Raw genomic sequence first — 16871 nt, forward strand, 5'->3', positions numbered from 1 at the left:
GCGATCAGTCGAATCAGCATGAAGCGTTTTCTGCCCCGTACCGCCCTGTTGCTCCTCCTCGGCGCCAGTTCGCTGCCGCTGTTCGCCTCGACCGCCGTCTCCGTCGGCAGCGCCCAGAATTCCTGGGACAGCCTGCAGCCGGACCGCGAGCAGGTCATCGCCAGCCTCAACGTGGTGGAACTGCTCAAGCGGCACCACTACAACAAGCCGCCGCTGAACGATGAACGCTCGGCCAAGATCTACGACAGCTACCTGAAGATGCTCGATCCGGCGCGGATGTACTTCACCGCCGGCGACATCGCCGAGTTCGATCGCTGGCGCAACAGGTTCGACGACTTCCTCAAGAGCGGCGACCTCGATCCCGGCTTCGTCATCTACAAGCGCCACCTCGACCGCCTGAAAGGTCGGCTCGACTACGCCCTGGCGATGCTCGACAAGGGCGTCGACAAGATCGACTTCAGCGTCGACGAGAGCCTGCTGATCGACCGCGAAAAGGCCCCCTGGGCGAAGGACACCGCAGAGCTCGACGACCTCTGGCGCAAGAAGGTGAAGGACGAGGTCCTGCGCCTGAAGATCACCGGCAAGGACGACAAGGCGATCCAGGAACAGCTCACCAAGCGCTACAAGAACCAGCTGTCGCGCCTGAAGCAGACCCGCAGCGAAGACATCTTCCAGGCCTACATCAACGCCTTCGCCCAGTCCTACGATCCGCACACCCAGTACCTGTCGCCGGACAACGCGGAAAACTTCGACATCAACATGAGCCTCTCGCTGGAAGGCATCGGCGCGGTGCTGCAGAGCGACAACGACTACGTCAAGGTCGTACGCCTGGTGCCGGCCGGCCCGGCGGCGAAGAGCAAGCAGATCGCCACCTCCGACAAGATCATCGGCGTCGCCCAGGGCAAGGGCGAAATGGTCGACGTGGTCGGCTGGCGCCTGGATGAAGTGGTCAAGCTGATCCGTGGGCCGAAAGGTTCCCAGGTACGCCTGGAAGTGATTCCGGCGAGCAACGCGCCGAACGACCAGACCAGCAAGATCGTCGCCATCACCCGCGAGGCGGTGAAGCTGGAGGACCAGGCGGCGAAGAAATCCATCATCAAGGTCGACCACGAAGGCCGCAGCTACAAGCTCGGCGTGATCGACCTGCCGGCCTTCTACCTGGACTTCAAGGCCTACCGCGCCGGCGACCCGAACTACAAGAGCACCACCCGCGACGTGAAGAAGCTGGTCGCCGAATTGCAGAAGGACAAGGTCGACGGCATCGTCCTCGACCTGCGCAACAACGGCGGCGGCTCCCTGCAGGAGGCCACCGAGCTGACCGGCCTGTTCATCGACCAGGGCCCGACCGTACTAGTGCGCAACAGCGACGGCCGCGTCGACGTGCTCAACGACGACGAAGGCAAGGCCTTCTATACCGGCCCGCTGGCCGTGCTGGTCAACCGTCTCTCGGCCTCCGCCTCGGAGATCTTCGCCGGCGCCATGCAGGACTACCACCGCGCGCTGATCCTCGGTGGACAGACCTTCGGCAAGGGCACCGTGCAGACCATCCAGCCGCTCAACCACGGCGAACTGAAGCTGACCCTGGCGAAGTTCTACCGTGTCTCCGGGCAGAGCACCCAGCACCAGGGCGTGATCCCGGACATCAGCTACCCGTCCATCGTCGACGACAAGGAAATCGGCGAAAGCGCCCTGCCCGACTCGATGCCCTGGGACACCATCCGCCCGGTGGTGAAGGACGAGGCCAACCCGTTCAAGCCGTTCCTCGCGCAACTCAAGGCCCAGCACGACGCACGCACCGAGAACAACGCCGACTTCGTCTACGCCCGCGAGCGCCTGGCGCTGGCCCAGGAGCTGATGAAGGAGAAGACCGTCAGCCTGAACGAGGCCAAGCGCCGCGCCCAGCAGACCAGCATCGAGAACCGCCAGTTGGCCATGGAGAACGCCCTGCGCAAGTCCAAGGGCCAGGAGCCGCTGAAGGAACTCAAGCGAGAGGACGAGAACGCCCTGCCGGAAGAGGACGACAAGACCAAGCCGCAGGACGACGCCTACCTCACCGAGTCCGGGCACATCCTGCTGGACTACCTGAACCTCAACTCGGCGGTGGCCAAGCACTGAGTTCAGCGGGAGCGTCATAAAACAGTCATGGGACTGTCGTGAAATACGGGGCCGGTTGCACAACCGGCCCTTTTTCATTGCGACGAGAGCGTTCCATGACCGTCACCGAGCAGTTGAGCGCCCTGGACAGCATCCTGGCCCACGGCGACCTGCACTGCCTGTTCCAGCCCATCCTCTCGCTTTCCGAACGGCGCCTGGTCGGCTACGAAGCGCTGACCCGCGGTCCGTCCAACAGCCCGCTGCACTCGCCCCTGGCGTTGTTCGCCGTGGCCCGCCAATGCGGACGGCTGAGCGAACTGGAACTGCTCTGCCGACAACGCGCCTTCAGCCGCTTCCGCGACATCCAGGGCGACGCCATGCTGTTCCTCAACGTCTCCCCGGAGTCCCTCCTCGAAGCCGGCCATCCGCCCGGCCGCACCCTGCAATTGCTGCAACAGCTGGGGATCTCGCCGAACCGGGTGGTGATCGAACTGACCGAACAGACCCCCATCGACGACTTCGACCTGCTCGACACCGCGCTGCACCACTATCGCGCCATGGGCTTCTCCATCGCCCTCGACGACCTCGGCGCTGGCTACTCCAGCCTGCGCCTGTGGTCGGAACTGCGTCCGGACTACGTGAAGATCGACCGCCACTTCGTCGACGGCATCCACCTGGACACCGTGAAACGCGAGTTCGTCGGCTCCATCCTGAAGATGGCCAGGGCCTCTCGCGCCCAGGTCATCGCCGAAGGCATCGAACTGCCCGAGGAACTGGCGGTGCTTAGCGAGATGGGGGTCGACCTGGTGCAAGGCTATCTGTTCGGCCGCCCGCAGGAACACCCGGCGAGCGACGTACAACAGATGCTGCCCAGCGCTGGCGCCCCCAGCCAGTCATCCGGCGACGAGCACGGCGACCTGCGTGCGCTGCTGCTGGAACAGCGCGCGGTCGACGTTCGCACCTCGACCCAGGAAGTGGTGGAAATCTTCCGTCACCAGGCCAACCTGAACTCCCTGGCGATCCTCGACGAAGAAGGGCGTCCCATCGGCATCGTCCATCGCCACGCGCTCACCGACGCCTTGCTCCGGCCCTTCGCCTGCGACCTGTTCCTGCGCAAGCCGATCAGCCGCCTGATGAGCGACGATTTTCTCGCCGTGGAACTCGGCCAGACCCTGCAGCAGGTCAGCCGCCTGCTGACTAGCCGCGCACGCCAGCGTATCGAGGAAGATTTCATCGTCACCCGCGGCGGGCACTATGCGGGCATGGGCCGGGTGATCGACGTGCTCAGGCTGATCACCGAGGAAAAGCTCCAGCAGGCGCGGCACGCCAATCCGCTCACCTTGCTTCCCGGCAACGTGCCGATCCAGCAATGCCTCGAACGCCTGCTGCAACAAAGGCGCGAGGCGGTGATCTGCTACATCGACGTCGACAGCTTCAAACCCTTCAACGATCTCTACGGCTACGCCCGCGGCGACGAGGTCCTGCTGTGCCTGGCACAGTGCCTGAGCGAACGGATCGACCCGGGCAGCGACTTCGTCGGCCACATCGGCGGCGACGACTTCATGCTGGTGCTCGGCCCCGAGGACTGGCGCACACGGATCGACCGATTGCTGGAAACCTTCCAGAGCCAATGCCGACGCTTCTACAGCCGCGAGCACCTGGAAGCCGGCTGTTTCGTTGCACACAATCGCCATGGCCAGCGCGAGGAGTACCCGCTGCTGTCATTGTCCGTCGGCGTGGTGCATCTACCGGCCGAAGCCTGCCAGGGAATGGATGCCGCGCACCTGGCGACGCTGGCCTCCGAGGCCAAGCGCCAGGCCAAGGCGCTGCCAGGCTAAAGCCTGCACCTGATCGAGGCCGCCTGAACCGTTCGTTCAGCTATAGACCGAGCGCGGACGCCCGTTGCGCATAGTGCTCGGCGCGCTCGCTGTCCGGCGCCAGGCCCGGGCCTCCATCGCGGTAGAGTTCCGCCAGCTTGCGCGCCGCCAGCGGGTGGCCCGCCTCTGCCGCTTGCGCCCAGTGGCGGCTGGCTGCCAGCGCGTCGGGCGCTTGCCGGCTGTCGCCCTTGAGCGCCTGCACGCCGAGCTGGTAGGCCGCTTTCCCATCGCCCGCGCTGGCAGCCAGGCGCAGCAGGCGCAGGCCCTCCTCGCGCGCGCCGAAGCCCTGTCCACGGAACAGCAGCAGGTGACCGTAGAACGCCTGGGCGTCGCGGTGTCCGAGGTTGGCCATGCGCGAGAACTGCCCCTGCATCCACTGCCAGGCTCGCGGCTGCTTGACCAGCCAGGGCCAGCCCAGCAACTGCCGGGCCACGCCGTAACCGAGGCGGGCGCGCAGGCGCCAGATCCATTCAGAGTTCATCGGGATACTCGAATTCGAAGACACGGACCACTTCCGCCGCATGCCAGCCAGCCGCGGCCGGGCCGTCCGGCGGACCGGAAAAACGCCCGAGGCGCTCCACGCACTCGAAGAAACCGGTGCGCGGCAAGCGGCTTGCGCCCTGGCTGATGACCAGCGAACTGCGCAACGGACGCCCCGAGCGCGCATCCAGCGATGCCAGGTGCTCGAGAGCCGCTGTGAGGGTGGTCATCGCCGGAGTCGGCAGTTGCAGGCGCTCGATCAGCGCCCGGTAGGTGAGCAGATGACGCTGGCGACGCGCATCCTCGATTTCCAGCAGCAGGCTATCCCAGTGTTTACGGCTGATCAGCACACTCAAGGTCAGGCCCCCGTCGCTTTGCCCAGCACACGCTCCAGGGCGAACAGGATGGCCTCGCTGGCCTCGCGTTCGCCGCGTTCGATCATCGCCATGTAGGAAGGACTGATACCGACCTCCCGGGCCACCTGTTCCAGGCTCAGGCCGCGCGCCTCGCGGCGCTCCAGCAGGCTCGCGGATGGCACCGCCGGCGCGGTCGTCTCCACCGCGACACTGGCGGCCGGGCGACCGGCGGCGGCCAGCAACGCCTGGTATTCGGCCCAGGGCAACACCGCGTATTCCGCCTCGCCGTCTCGCGTGATCACTTGGACATTCATGTCGGTCTCCTTGCAAGCCGCCATCTTATCAGGCACCGCGCCGCTGCGGACTGGCTATACTGCTGCCCTGGTCACACAGTCTGCCTGGTGGAGGAGCCCACGGGTGCGCCGGAGAAGTCTTGGTTTGTGCATCCTGCTGGGAGTCGGACAGGCCTTCGCCGGCGAGCTGCGCTGGGGCTTCAGCCCCGCCGACGGCATGCCCTACGTGGACATCGTCGACCACCAGCTGCAAGGCGGCTTCACCCGCCAGTTGGGGGAGCGGGTCGCGCAGCGGCTGGGATTGTCGCTGCGTTTCGTGGAAACGCCGAACCGAAGGATCGACGGCTTCATGGCCAGCGGACATATTCACGTGATCTGCAACTCCAACCCCGAATGGGATAGCAAACCCGAACGCTACCATTGGTCTCCTGCCCTCTTCGAAGAGCAGGACGTCCTCCTGCAGCGCGACGACCGTCCGGCGATCCGCGACTTCGCCGAGCTGCGCGGCAAGACCCTGGGTACAAGTCTAGGCTATGTCTACGCGGACGATCTCATGCAGGCCTTCGCTGCCGGGGAAATTCGCCGCGAAGATACCCGCGACCTGGCCAGTCGCGTGCAGATGCTCAAGCGTTCGCGCCTGGACGCCGCGGTGGACATGCGCCGCCCGCTGCTCTACCTGACGCGCCAGCATCCCGAGCTGGGCCTGAGCGTCAGTCCGCTGGTACTGCAGAGCTATCGGATGCACTGCATCTATGGCGGACAACTGCCGGTCCCCGTCGAAAGTATGGACCGGGTGCTCGACGAGATGGTCAGGGACGGCAGCATCGGGCGCCTGCTGGAAAACAGCCTGCAAGCGCCTCAGGAACCCTGAACGCGCTCCGCCCTGGGAGCCGGCAGCTCTCGCAGCGCCTGTTGCGTCTCGACGCCCTGGGCGTCACGCCAGACCTTGAAGGCATCCAGCTCGGCCTGCCAGCGACGCACTACCCAGGCCAGGACGGCGAGATCGTCGAGCAGGCCGACACCGAAGATGAAGTCGGGAACGATATCCACCGGCGAAAGGAAATAGGCCAGCGCCGCGATCACCGAGAGCAACGCCTGGCGGCTGAGTCCGCGGTATTCGCCGCGAACCCAGGCCACCAGCAGTTCCTGCAGCAGGCGCAGGTCGCTCTTCACCAGCTTCAGGCGCGAGCGCTTGCGTGCTACCGCAATCAACAAGGCGGGCACCCGGCCACGGGCCAGGAAACGTTCCGCGATCCCCAGGTAACGACTGAATCCTCGTGGTGCATCCATCCTTCCACCTCGCTCAAGCGCTTGCCGCCGAGGCTCTCCGGGTTATCCACGCATACTGTGGATAACCTTGTGAACAGCCCCCCCTTCCGTCGGCGAGAAGCCCGTCGCTACAGGCTTTCCGACAGATCGGACACTTTTTAGACAATGCTCTAAAAGCATTGAAAATCAAGGGTTTGACCTAGCGCAACGGACAACCCGAGGTCAATACCGTAGGTCGGGTCGACGTGCGACAAATGTGTGCATAAGGGTAACACCGGCCGTGCCCTCGACCTGTTTTCAGACCCTCGCGGCAGCGCCTGGGTTCAGCCGAATCCGCAAATGAAAACGCCCCGTCATGGACGGGGCGTTTCATGCATCGCGGCGGAAAAATTACTTCTTCGCGTCCGCCTTGGCTTCGGGCTGCGCTGCGGCACCGGCCTCGGGCTCCGCGTCCGGCTTGGACGGATCCTTGATGCCGAGCAGTTCCATGTCGAAGACCAGTACCGAGTTGGCCGGGATCGCCGGGCTCGGGCTCTGCGCGCCGTAGGCCAGCTCGCTGGGGATGTACAGCTTGATCTTCTCGCCGACGTGCATCAGTTGCAGGGCTTCGACCCAACCCGGGATCACGCCGCTGACCGGCAGGTCGATCGGGCTGCCGCGCTCGATGGAGCTGTCGAAGACGGTGCCATCGGTCAGGCGGCCTTCGTAGTGGACGGTCACCACGTCGGTGGCCTTCGGTTGCGGGCCATCGGCCTTCTTCACGATTTCGTACTGGAGGCCGGAAGCGGTGGTGGTCACGCCGTCGCGCTTGCCGTTTTCCTCGAGGAACTTCTTGCCGGCCTTGGCGTTTTCGTCGCCGATGGCCGCCATGCGCTCCTCGGCACGTTTCTGCAGGAAGGCGAAGGCTTCGGTCAGCTCTTCATCGGTGAGCTGCTGCTTCTTCTTGCCGAGGGCGTCTTCGATGCCCTTGGCGACGGCTTTCGAATCCAGGTCGTCCATGCCTTCCTGGGACAGGCTCTTGCCCATGTTCAGGCCGATACCATAGGAAGCTTTCTGCGCCGGGGTCTTCAACTCAACGTTGGTCTGCGAATCGCAGCCGGAGAGAACCAGACCGACCAGTGCGATCGCTGCTGCCAACCGATGTTGTTTCATGCTGAGTCCTTTAATCTGTTCGCCGCTCGGGCATATTCGATGAAGCCGCGAGCTTAGCAGGCTGTCGCGACCAGTGGCTATGGGCAATAGGAACAGGTGCGCGCGGATAAGTTCAAGGCCGAACTTTCCGAAAAATGAAGGAGATAGCAGAACGAACGCGTGGAACGAGGACAGAAGAACAGCGGAAAGGAAGCGTCGAAAAACGTCGAATTATGAAACGGGAAGGAAGCGCAAGAGATACAGCGAAGGAAGGAAATGGCGCAGCGGACGGGACTCGAACCCGCGACCCCCGGCGTGACAGGCCGGTATTCTAACCGACTGAACTACCGCTGCGCGTAACTTGCGAGATTGGTGGGTGATGACGGGATCGAACCGCCGACCCTCTGCTTGTAAGGCAGATGCTCTCCCAGCTGAGCTAATCACCCTTCACTCTCGAAGTGGGGCGCATTCTACGGAGCGATTCGCCCCCTGGCAAGCCCCTCGATGAAAAAAATTTTCTGCCGTTCCAAGGAGTTAGCGACGGACCGGGGTTGGCCTGAGCCGCCAGCGGCGGAATAATGGGTCCTTTGTGCCCGGAGAGAACGACCCCATGTGGTTCCGCAATCTGCTCGTCTACCGCCTCACCCAGGATCTGCAACTGGATGCCGATTCCCTCGAGAAAGCCCTCGGCGAAAAACCCGCCCGCCCCTGCGCCAGCCAGGAGCTGACCACCTACGGCTTCACCGCGCCGTTCGGCAAAGGCCCGGACGCACCGCTGGTACACGTCAGCCAGGACTTCTTCCTGATCTCGGCACGCAAGGAAGAGCGCATCCTGCCGGGCAGCGTCGTGCGTGACGCACTGAAGGAAAAGGTCGACGAGATCGAAGCCCAGCAGATGCGCAAAGTCTACAAAAAGGAACGCGACCAGTTGAAGGACGAGATCGTCCAGACCCTGCTGCCGCGCGCTTTCATCCGCCGCTCCAGCACCTTCGCCGCGATCGCGCCGAGCCTCGGCCTGATCCTGGTCGACTCGGCCAGCGCGAAGAAGGCCGAAGACCTGCTCTCGACGCTGCGCGAAGCGCTCGGCTCCCTGCCGGTACGCCCGCTGAGCGTGAAGGTCGCGCCGACCGCGACCCTCACCGACTGGGTCAAGACCCAGGAAGCCGCCGGCGACTTCCACGTGCTCGACGAATGCGAGCTGCGCGACACCCACGAGGACGGCGGCGTGGTCCGTTGCAAGCGCCAGGACCTGACCAGCGAGGAAATCCAGCTGCATCTCACCGCCGGCAAGCTGGTCACCCAGTTGTCCCTGGCCTGGTCGGACAAGCTGTCCTTCGTCCTCGACGACAAGCTGGCGGTCAAGCGCCTGCGCTTCGAAGACCTGCTGCAGGAGCAGGCGGAAAAGGACGGCGGCGAAGACGCCCTCGGCCAGCTCGATGCCAGCTTCACCCTGATGATGCTGACCTTCGCCGAATTCCTTCCGGCGCTCTTCGAGGCCCTCGGCGGCGAAGAAATCCCCCAGGGCGTCTGACGCCCCGCTCTCCCGGCGGCGCCCGCCGCTGGGAGAGTCGCGCCCGGCATGGCAGACTGGCGGCCGTCCAATAACAAGGAAAGCCCATGCGTGCCCTGACCGCCCTGAGCCGTTTCGTCAGCGCCAGCTTCCCGTTCTGGGTCCTGCTGTTCGCCATCCTCGCCTTCTTCCGGCCGGCCTGGTTCCTCCCGCTCACCGTCGCCATCGCGCCGCTGCTCGGCCTGGTGATGTTCGGCATGGGCCTGACGCTCAAGGGCGAAGACTTCCGCGAGGTCGCCCGGCACCCCATACGGGTGCTGATCGGCGTGCTGGCCCAGTTCGTCATCATGCCCGGCCTGGCCTGGTTGCTCTGTCGCCTGTTGCAGTTGCCGGCGGAGATCGCGGTGGGCGTGATCCTGGTCGGCTGCTGCCCCGGCGGCACCGCTTCCAACGTGATGACCTGGCTGTCCCGTGGCGATGTCGCCCTGTCGGTGGCGATCACCTCGGTGACCACCCTGCTCGCCCCGCTGGTCACGCCGGCGCTGGTCTGGCTGCTGGCCTCGGCCTGGCTGCCGGTGTCGTTCGCGGCGATGTTCCTGTCGATCCTCCAGGTGGTGCTGGTGCCCATCGCCCTCGGCCTGCTGGCACAGCGCCTGCTCGGCGAGCGCACCCGACAGGTGGCGGAGGTGCTGCCGCTGGTCTCGGTATTCAGCATCGTGGTGATCATCGCCGCGGTGGTGGCCGCCAGCCAGGCGCGGATCGCCGAGTCCGGCCTGCTGATCATGGCCGTGGTGATGCTGCACAACGGCTTCGGCCTGTCGCTCGGCTATCTCACCGGCAAGCTGACCGGCATGCCGCTGGCACAGCGCAAGGCCCTGGCCATCGAAGTCGGCATGCAGAACTCGGGGCTCGGCGCGGCGCTGGCCAACGCCCATTTCTCGCCCCTGGCAGCGGTGCCCAGCGCGCTGTTCAGCGTCTGGCACAATCTCTCCGGTTCGCTGCTGGCCGCCCTGTTCCGGCGCATGGAAGATACGCCGCGTTGAACTGGGTCCCGGTCGGGAAGCCTTGTCCCGACCGATGAACCATGCAAAATACCGCACGCAGTGAGGACGACCTCACCACCCGCCTCCGGCCGGTGATCGAATGGGGACGGCCCCGCCACCCGTTGCCCTGGAGATCGCCATGTCCTGGATCATCCTGTTTTTCGCCGGCCTGTTCGAAGTGGGCTGGGCCGTTGGTCTGAAATACACCGAAGGCTTCAGCAAGCCGCTTCCCACGGTCCTCACGGCGCTCGCCATGCTGGTCAGCCTGGGCCTGCTCGGCCTGGCCATGAAGCACCTGCCGCTGGGCACCGCCTATGCCGTCTGGACCGGGGTCGGCGCGGTCGGCACGGTAATCGCCGGGATCGTCCTGTTCGGCGAATCTATGGCATTGCTGCGCCTGGCCAGCGTCGCGCTGATCGTCTGCGGACTGGTCGGCCTCAAGCTGAGCCATTAGACATCCATCGAATATGCTCCGAGGGGTATCGCTTTCCGCAGTTTTATCGCGTACTCTGCGACCACTGTGCTTGCTTGGGTCACAGTGAATCGTGACCTGGTGTGGTAGATCTCGGTCCGCTCATCGCCTCGGCTCCTCGTACTCTTTGCAACTCAGTACCTACCGGCTCGGATATTTCCGTCGCCGCAATCAACTTTGTTTCAGGAGTTACACCATGTCGAATCGTCAGAACGGCACCGTAAAATGGTTCAACGACGCCAAAGGCTTCGGCTTCATCACCCCGGAAAGCGGTAACGACCTGTTCGTTCACTTCCGTTCCATCCAGGGCACCGGCTTCAAGAGCCTGCAGGAAGGCCAGAAGGTTTCCTTCGTGGTCGTCAACGGCCAGAAAGGCCTGCAAGCCGACGAAGTACAAGTTATCTAACTTGTAGTTCGCCAAAAAAAGCCCCGGCATCGCCGGGGCTTTTTCGTTTCTGCGGATCGATCAACGAGCTTCGCCGCGCAAGCTCGTCACCCGCGCCTGCAGGTCGAGGCGCTCCACCGCCCCCGGCGCCACCGATTCGCCGGCCACCAGGCTTACCCGCGACCACAGGCGGCGGAAGAAGCCCTTGTTCGGGTCGCGGCTGAAGAAGCTGCCCCACAGGCCCTGCAGCGCCATGGGGATCACCGGAACCGGGGTTTCCTCGATGATCCGCTCGATCCCGGCGCGGAACTCATTCATCTCGCCGTCGGCGGTCAGCTTGCCCTCAGGGAAGATGCACACCAGCTCCCCGTCCCTCAGGTAGTCGGCGATGCGCTGGAAGGCGCGTTCGTAGATCCCTTCGTCCTCGTGGCGCGCCGCTATGGGCACCGCGCCGGCGGTGCGGAAGACGAAGTTGAGCACCGGCAGCGAGAAGATCCTGTAGTACATGACGAAGCGCACCGGCCGCCGGATCGAGCCGGCGATCAGCAGCGCGTCCACGTACGAGACGTGGTTGCACACCAGCACCGCCGCTCCCTCGTCCGGGATCGCCTCCAGGTTCACATGCCGGACCCGGTACATGGTGTGGCTGAGCAGCCAGACCAGGAAGCGCATGGTGAATTCCGGGACGATCTTGAAGATGTACACGTTCACCGCGACGTTCATCAGCGACAGGGCGAGAAACAGCTGCGGGATCGACAGCTTGGCGACGCTGAGGAAGAGGATCGAGACCAGCGCCGCGGCGACCATGAACAGGGCGTTGAGGATGTTGTTGGCGGCGATCACCCGGGCGCGCTTGTCTTCGTCGGTGCGCGCCTGGATCAGGGCGTACAGCGGTACGATGTAGAAGCCGCCGAAAATGCCGATGAACAGGATGTCGGCCAGCACCGCCCAGGTCTCATGGTGGCGCAGCACCGCCAGCCAGTCGTAGGGCGCCTCGCCTGGGGGAATGCCGCCGGCGTGCCACCAGAGGAGGATGCCGAAGACGGTCAGGCCGATCGAGCCGAACGGCACCAGGCCGATCTCCACCTTGCGACCGGAAAGCTTCTCGCACAGCATCGAGCCCAGCGCGATGCCCACCGAGAACACGGTGAGGATCAGGGTCACCACGCTTTCGTCGCCGTGCAGCCATTCCTTGGCGAAGGTCGGGATCTGCGTCAGGTAGACCGCGCCGAGGAACCAGAACCAGGAGTTGCCCACCAGCGAGCGCGAGACCGCCGGGCGCTGGCCGAGCCCCAGGCGGAGGATGCTCCAGGACTGGGCGAAGATGTTCCAGTCGAGCTTCAACCCCGGCAGCGCCGCCGCCGCTCGCGGAATGCCGCGGCTGGCCAGGTAGCCGCAGGCGGCCACCAGCACCACCGCGGTGGCCACCGCCGCCGCGTAATGCGCATGGGACATCAGCACGCCGGCGCCGATGGTGCCGGCCAGGATCGCCAGGAAGGTGCCCATCTCCACCAGCGCGTTGCCGCCGACCAGTTCGTCCTCGTGCAGGTGCTGGGGCAGGATCGAATACTTGACCGGGCCAAATAGCGCCGAGTGGGTGCCCATGGCGAACAGCGCGACGAACATCAGCGGCAGGCTGCCGAAGACGAAGCCGGCAGCGCCGACCAGCATGATGCCTACCTCGGCCAGCTTCAGCGCGCGCATCAGCGCGTCCTTATTGTACTTCTCGCCGAACTGTCCGCCCAGTGCCGAGAACAGGAAGAACGGCAGGATGAACAGCAGTGCGCAGAGGTTGACCAGCAGGCTGCGGTCGCCGCTGACGCTGAGGTGATAGAGGATGGCGAGGATCAGCGACTGCTTGAAGATGTTGTCGTTGAAGGCGCCGAGCAGCTGGGTGATGAAGAACGGCAGGAAACGCCGCTTGCCCAGCAGGGCGAATTGCGAATGTTGGGTCATCGTCCTTGTTACCTTGCGTGGCCGCCGAAAGGAAGCCCGTCATCGATTGGACTGCATGGACCGCGGATCAGGCCACAGCGTTCCGATGGAAATTCCGCGCCCATCATAGAACAGGCGTCCGCGTTACCGCAGGACGCCTGTCGTCGGACGATGCGCCAAGTCGCATCCGAATATTCAGAAACCGACGCTGGCCTGCATGAACAGCGTTCGCGGCTGACCCACGTAGATTCCCGAATTGTTGTCGCTGGAGCGGGTGAAATACTGCTTGTCGAACAGGTTCTTCACCCCGAGTCCGAGCTTCAGGTTCGACGCCTGTGGGCCGAAGTCGTAGCCGACGCGGGCATTCCAGGTCACGTAGCCGGGAATGTCGCCGTACTGGCCGTCGGCGCTGGGCTCGGTGATGTAGTTGTGGGTGAAGTTGCCCTGGCTGTCGGTGCTCAGCCCTGGCGCGCGCTGCATGGACTGGGCGAAGGCGTCGAGGTTGTAGGTCCAGCGGTCGACCTCGTAGCGCACCCCGGCGGTGGCCACCTGGCGCGAGTAGAGCGGCAGGTCGCGCCCCTTGAAGGAGGGAATGTCGCCTTCGTAGGTGGCGCGGGTATAGGTGAGGCTGCCGTAGACCGACAGGCCGTCCAGGCGCGGATCGAGAGCGGCGAAGTCATAGTGGCCGGAAGTCTCGATGCCCTGGTGCTTGGTGGCGCCGAGGTTGGTCCAGCCGACGTCGTTGCTGACGTACTGCAGCTCGTCGTCGAAGTCGATGTAGAACAGCGTGATCTCGCCGCCCCAGCTGCCGTTGTCGTAGCGCGTGCCCAGTTCGTAGGTCTTGGCCTTCTCCGGCTCCAGGCCGGCGGCGGTATCGTTGCCGCTGCCGCCCTGGCCGAGCTGGAAATACTGCAGGCTGCCGAACGATTCGGAGTAGTTGGCGAACAGCTTCCACTCGTCGCTCAAGTGATACATCAGGCTCAGCGCCGGCAGCGGTTCGTTGTAGTCCTTGCTGCGCTTCTTCTCCTGCACCGGCTTGCCGTTCAGGCCGAGCACCGGGCGGTCGCGCCAGTCGCTGTCGATCTTCTCGAAGCGGATGCCGGGGGTGATGGTCCAGTTGCCGACATCGATCTTGTCGTCGATGTAGAAGGCGCTGGCCTCGGTACCGCCGGTACGGTCCTGGTAGGTATGGCCGTCCGAGCCGGGACGCACGGTCGGCACATTGTCGACCAGTGCCAGTTGGCTGGCACGCTCGTTCATCGCTTCCTTCAGGTAGCGGTAGCCGATGCCGATCTCCTGGGTGGTCGGGCCGGCGAAGAAGATCCGCGAGACCCGCGGCTCCACCGCGAACACATGGTAGTCGCGCGGGTACGAGGTGATGGTCCTGAGGTTGCGCGCGGCGATGCTGCTGCCGCGGAAACTGTCGCTGTAGTAGGTGAGCACCTCGAACTGGGTGAGGTCGTCGACCTGGCGGGTGTACTTCAGCGAGAAGTCCTTGCGCCGACCACGGAAATTGTCCCAGTCGCGTACCGACTGGAAGGGATCGTCGTCGTACTGCGCCTGGGTCAGGCCGCCCGGCATATCGGCGTAGGCGTCGTAGTAGTGGAAGTTGGCCGCCAACTGGTCGCTGTCGGTGAGCTGCCAATGGGTCTTGAGCAGCACGTCGTCGATATCGTTGTCGTTGTTGCCGTCGCGGTAGTCGGCGCCCTTCACCCCGGAATACAGCAGCGCCACGCCCAGGCCGTTGTCGGCGGTCCCGCCGAGGAACGCCTGGTTGAGCTTCTTCCAGCCGCCGTGGCCGGCATGCTCGATGGTAGTGCCGATTTCGCCGGAGAACTTCTCCGGAATCGCCCGGGTCACGAAGTTGATCACCCCGCCGACGTTCTGCGGGCCGTAGCGCACCGAGCCGGCGCCGCGCACGACGTCGATGCTCTCCAGGTTGCCGATGGACAGCGGCATCATCGACAGCTGCGGCTGGCCGTAGGGCGCCACCGCCGCCGGCACGCCGTCGATCATCACCGTCGAGCGCGGCGACAGGCGTGAAGTCAGGCCACGCACCCCGACGTTCAGGGAGATGTCGCTGCCGCCGGTACCGTTGTTGTCCTGCACTTGCACGCCGGGCACCTTGCGCAGCACGTCGCGGACGTTCTGCGCACCGCTCTCGAGCATTTCCCGACGACGCACCACGCTGCGCGCACCGGGATGGTTCTGCACCACCGCCTGGTCGGCTTCGCCCAGCCAGTCGCCGACCACGGTGACCGTGCCCAGCTCCTTGGCTTCCTCTTCGGCCTGCGCCGCCTGCATGGACACACCCAGCGCGATGGCGACGGCCAGGCGCGACAACGAACTCACGGACGACATCGAGGCTCCCCCAGGGACGCAGGAAAAAGTGGGGCGCAAAATTACGGCAAATCGTAAAGAACGTAAATACAAATGATTTGCAAATGTGAGCTTGACTTATTCGTAGATCGTCAAGGATGAGCGCGCGCAGGCCGAGCGGTATTCACCCGGTGCCACGCCGTAGGCCTGCTTGAACTGGCGACCGAGGTGGCTCTGGTCGGCGAAGCCCAGCTCCAGGGCCACCTCCAGCGGCGCCCGGCCGCTCTTGAGCAGTGCCCTGGCCTGCTCCAGGCGGCGCTGCCTGAGCCAGGCGTGGGGCGGCATGCCGGTGGCGCGACGGAAGACCCGGGCAAAATGGAACGGGGACAGATTGACCGCCGCCGCCAGTTCCTCCAGCGAAGGCGGATCGAGCAACCGCGCCGCCAGCAGTTCGCGGGCACGGGCCACCGCCAACGGCTCCTGCCCGGCCTTCGGCGCTTCTGGCAGGCGGGCGTGGCGACGGAACAGGGCGAGCACCGTCTCGCGCCAGCGGGTCTGGGTTTCCAGGCTGCCGGCATGCTCGGCCAGCAGGCGGTGCAAGTGGACGAAGGCGCGTGCCAGGGGCTGGTCGTGGATCACGCTGTCGGCGAAGCGCGGCACACCGCCATGATGGATTTCCAGCTCGTCGAGAATCCCGTCGATCTGTTCCATTTCCGGGTAGTAGCCGCGATAGAGCCAACCGGCATCATGGGCCTTGGAGCCGGTGTGCACTTCGTCGGGGTTGATCAGCACCATGCTGCCCAGCGGGGCCAGGTGCTCGCCGCCACGATGGCGGAAGCGCTGCGCGCCCTGCTCGATGATGACCAGGGCGAAGCTGCTGTGCACGTGCGGCGCGAAGCGCTGCTCCACATAGCGCGCGTGCAGCAGTTCGACGCCGCCCAGTTCGGCGGCGCGCCAGAAATGCGTGTGTTCTCCGCTCGTCTCGTCCGGCACTGCCGTCTCCTCGTTCGCCCGTCCGGACGGGCCGCCCAGCATACCGCAGGAGCGACGGAACCGGCTTCAGCCGGTGAAGCTGGCTTCCAGCGCCGCCTTGACCTGCGGCCATTCGTGGTCGGTGATGCTGTAGACGAAGGTGTCGTCTAGCCGCCCGCCGGCCAGCCGCCGGTGGTTGCGCAGCACGCCCTCGCGCTGCGCGCCGAGCTTGTCGATGGCGCCCTGGGCGCGCAGGTTGCTCGCCGCCGTGCTGAGCTGCACGCGGACCATGCGCAGGTTGTCGAAGGCATGCTTGAGCATCAGGTACTTGATCATGCGGTTCAGGCCGCTGCCGTGCTGGGCCTGGTCGAGCCAGGTCCAGCCGATCTCGCAGGCCGGCAAGGCGGGAAGGAACTCGGCGAAGCGCGTGGTCCCGACCAGTTGCACGCCGAGGCGGACGGCGAGCGGCAACGCCCTGCCCTCGCGCTGCTCGGCGAGGCTCTGGCGGTACCAGTCCGGCCGCGTCGGTCCGTCCATGTACTGCAGCGCCTCGCGGTTGGCTTCGGCGAGGCTCACCAGCTCGGGAATGTCCGCTTCCACCAACGGCTCGAGACGCAAGGCTCCGCGCTGCAGGGTGATCGGTAGCGGCTTGAACATGGGCGCCCTCCTCGACATCGACGCAAAACTCCGCTCCCATCAGAGCGTAGCGGCCGCGTTTAGTGCCGCAGCCGAAAC

Annotated in this window: 16 protein-coding genes and 2 tRNA genes; 7 read left to right on the plus strand and 11 right to left on the minus strand. The window is 65.1% G+C overall.

Translation table 11 applies throughout. The annotated features are described in order from the left end of the window. Positions 1–18 precede the first annotated feature (18 nt). The gene (locus JHD77_RS24655; protein WP_003091593.1) at positions 19–2115 is read left to right on the plus strand and encodes a carboxy terminal-processing peptidase; all 2097 of its coding nucleotides are present in this window, start codon (positions 19–21) and stop codon (positions 2113–2115) included. A 95-nt stretch (positions 2116–2210) separates the two neighbouring features. Further along, a complete protein-coding gene (locus JHD77_RS24660; protein ID WP_034007793.1) occupies positions 2211–3932 on the plus strand; it encodes a bifunctional diguanylate cyclase/phosphodiesterase in 1722 nt (573 codons plus the stop codon). 40 nt (positions 3933–3972) lie between these two features. Here the strand turns inward: JHD77_RS24660 and JHD77_RS24665 are convergent, their stop codons facing one another. The 3 genes from JHD77_RS24665 to JHD77_RS24675 are packed head-to-tail and all read right to left on the minus strand — an operon-like array spanning position 3973 to position 5121. Continuing rightward, positions 3973–4452: a tetratricopeptide repeat protein gene (locus JHD77_RS24665; RefSeq protein WP_003091595.1), complete on the minus strand. Its 480-nt coding sequence runs from the start codon at positions 4450–4452 to the stop codon at positions 3973–3975. Continuing rightward, positions 4442–4807, minus strand: coding sequence for a hypothetical protein (locus JHD77_RS24670; protein WP_003114793.1), 366 nt, complete (start codon positions 4805–4807; stop codon positions 4442–4444). The genes JHD77_RS24665 and JHD77_RS24670 overlap by 11 nt, the downstream gene beginning before the upstream one ends. A gap of 2 nt (positions 4808–4809) precedes the next feature. After that, entirely contained in the window at positions 4810–5121 is a 312-nt protein-coding gene (locus JHD77_RS24675; RefSeq protein WP_003091597.1) for a helix-turn-helix domain-containing protein, read from the minus strand. Positions 5122–5224: 103 nt separating this feature from the next. On the opposite strand from JHD77_RS24675, the gene JHD77_RS24680 reads away from it, so the two are divergent. After that, positions 5225–5971: a substrate-binding periplasmic protein gene (locus tag JHD77_RS24680; protein WP_003119685.1), complete on the plus strand. Its 747-nt coding sequence runs from the start codon at positions 5225–5227 to the stop codon at positions 5969–5971. Here the strand turns inward: JHD77_RS24680 and JHD77_RS24685 are convergent. The 4 genes from JHD77_RS24685 to JHD77_RS24700 form a co-directional block, all read right to left on the minus strand. Next, positions 5959–6390: a YkvA family protein gene (locus tag JHD77_RS24685; protein WP_003114790.1), complete on the minus strand. Its 432-nt coding sequence runs from the start codon at positions 6388–6390 to the stop codon at positions 5959–5961. The genes JHD77_RS24680 and JHD77_RS24685 overlap by 13 nt on opposite strands. Before the next feature lie 369 nt (positions 6391–6759). Then, complete coding sequence (locus tag JHD77_RS24690; RefSeq protein WP_003091600.1) at positions 6760–7521, minus strand: FKBP-type peptidyl-prolyl cis-trans isomerase; 762 nt, start codon at positions 7519–7521, stop codon at positions 6760–6762. A 256-nt stretch (positions 7522–7777) separates the two neighbouring features. Further along, positions 7778–7854: transfer RNA gene (locus JHD77_RS24695), tRNA-Asp, on the minus strand. Positions 7855–7870: 16 nt separating this feature from the next. Then, positions 7871–7946, minus strand: a tRNA-Val gene (locus tag JHD77_RS24700). 164 nt (positions 7947–8110) lie between these two features. On the opposite strand from JHD77_RS24700, the gene rdgC reads away from it, so the two are divergent. The 4 genes from rdgC to JHD77_RS24720 all read left to right on the plus strand — a co-directional run bounded on the left by rdgC (position 8111) and on the right by JHD77_RS24720 (position 10931). Then, the gene (gene rdgC, locus JHD77_RS24705) at positions 8111–9031 is read left to right on the plus strand and encodes a recombination-associated protein RdgC (protein WP_003091601.1); all 921 of its coding nucleotides are present in this window, start codon (positions 8111–8113) and stop codon (positions 9029–9031) included. 86 nt (positions 9032–9117) lie between these two features. Then, positions 9118–10053 carry a bile acid:sodium symporter family protein gene (locus JHD77_RS24710; RefSeq protein WP_003452887.1) on the plus strand — a complete coding sequence of 312 codons (936 nt, stop codon included), beginning with the start codon at positions 9118–9120 and terminating at the stop codon, positions 10051–10053. A gap of 139 nt (positions 10054–10192) precedes the next feature. Continuing rightward, positions 10193–10507, plus strand: coding sequence for a quaternary ammonium compound efflux SMR transporter SugE (gene sugE / locus JHD77_RS24715; RefSeq protein WP_003091603.1), 315 nt, complete (start codon positions 10193–10195; stop codon positions 10505–10507). Between the two features lie 214 nt (positions 10508–10721). After that, the gene (locus JHD77_RS24720; protein ID WP_003091604.1) at positions 10722–10931 is read left to right on the plus strand and encodes a cold-shock protein; all 210 of its coding nucleotides are present in this window, start codon (positions 10722–10724) and stop codon (positions 10929–10931) included. A gap of 60 nt (positions 10932–10991) precedes the next feature. Here the strand turns inward: JHD77_RS24720 and JHD77_RS24725 are convergent, their stop codons facing one another. The 4 genes from JHD77_RS24725 to JHD77_RS24740 all read right to left on the minus strand — a co-directional run bounded on the left by JHD77_RS24725 (position 10992) and on the right by JHD77_RS24740 (position 16811). Further along, a complete protein-coding gene (locus JHD77_RS24725; RefSeq protein ID WP_003091605.1) occupies positions 10992–12866 on the minus strand; it encodes an MFS transporter in 1875 nt (624 codons plus the stop codon). A 174-nt stretch (positions 12867–13040) separates the two neighbouring features. Continuing rightward, positions 13041–15206: a TonB-dependent receptor family protein gene (locus JHD77_RS24730; RefSeq protein WP_003091606.1), complete on the minus strand. Its 2166-nt coding sequence runs from the start codon at positions 15204–15206 to the stop codon at positions 13041–13043. A 96-nt stretch (positions 15207–15302) separates the two neighbouring features. Continuing rightward, entirely contained in the window at positions 15303–16157 is an 855-nt protein-coding gene (locus JHD77_RS24735) for an AraC family transcriptional regulator (RefSeq protein WP_003119683.1), read from the minus strand. Between the two features lie 66 nt (positions 16158–16223). Beyond that, a complete protein-coding gene (locus tag JHD77_RS24740; RefSeq protein WP_003119682.1) occupies positions 16224–16811 on the minus strand; it encodes a GNAT family N-acetyltransferase in 588 nt (195 codons plus the stop codon). Between the last annotated feature and the right edge of the window lie 60 nt (positions 16812–16871).

Origin of the sequence: Pseudomonas sp. P20 (assembly GCF_016463925.1) — a bacterium.
Lineage (GTDB): Bacteria > Pseudomonadota > Gammaproteobacteria > Pseudomonadales > Pseudomonadaceae > Pseudomonas > Pseudomonas aeruginosa.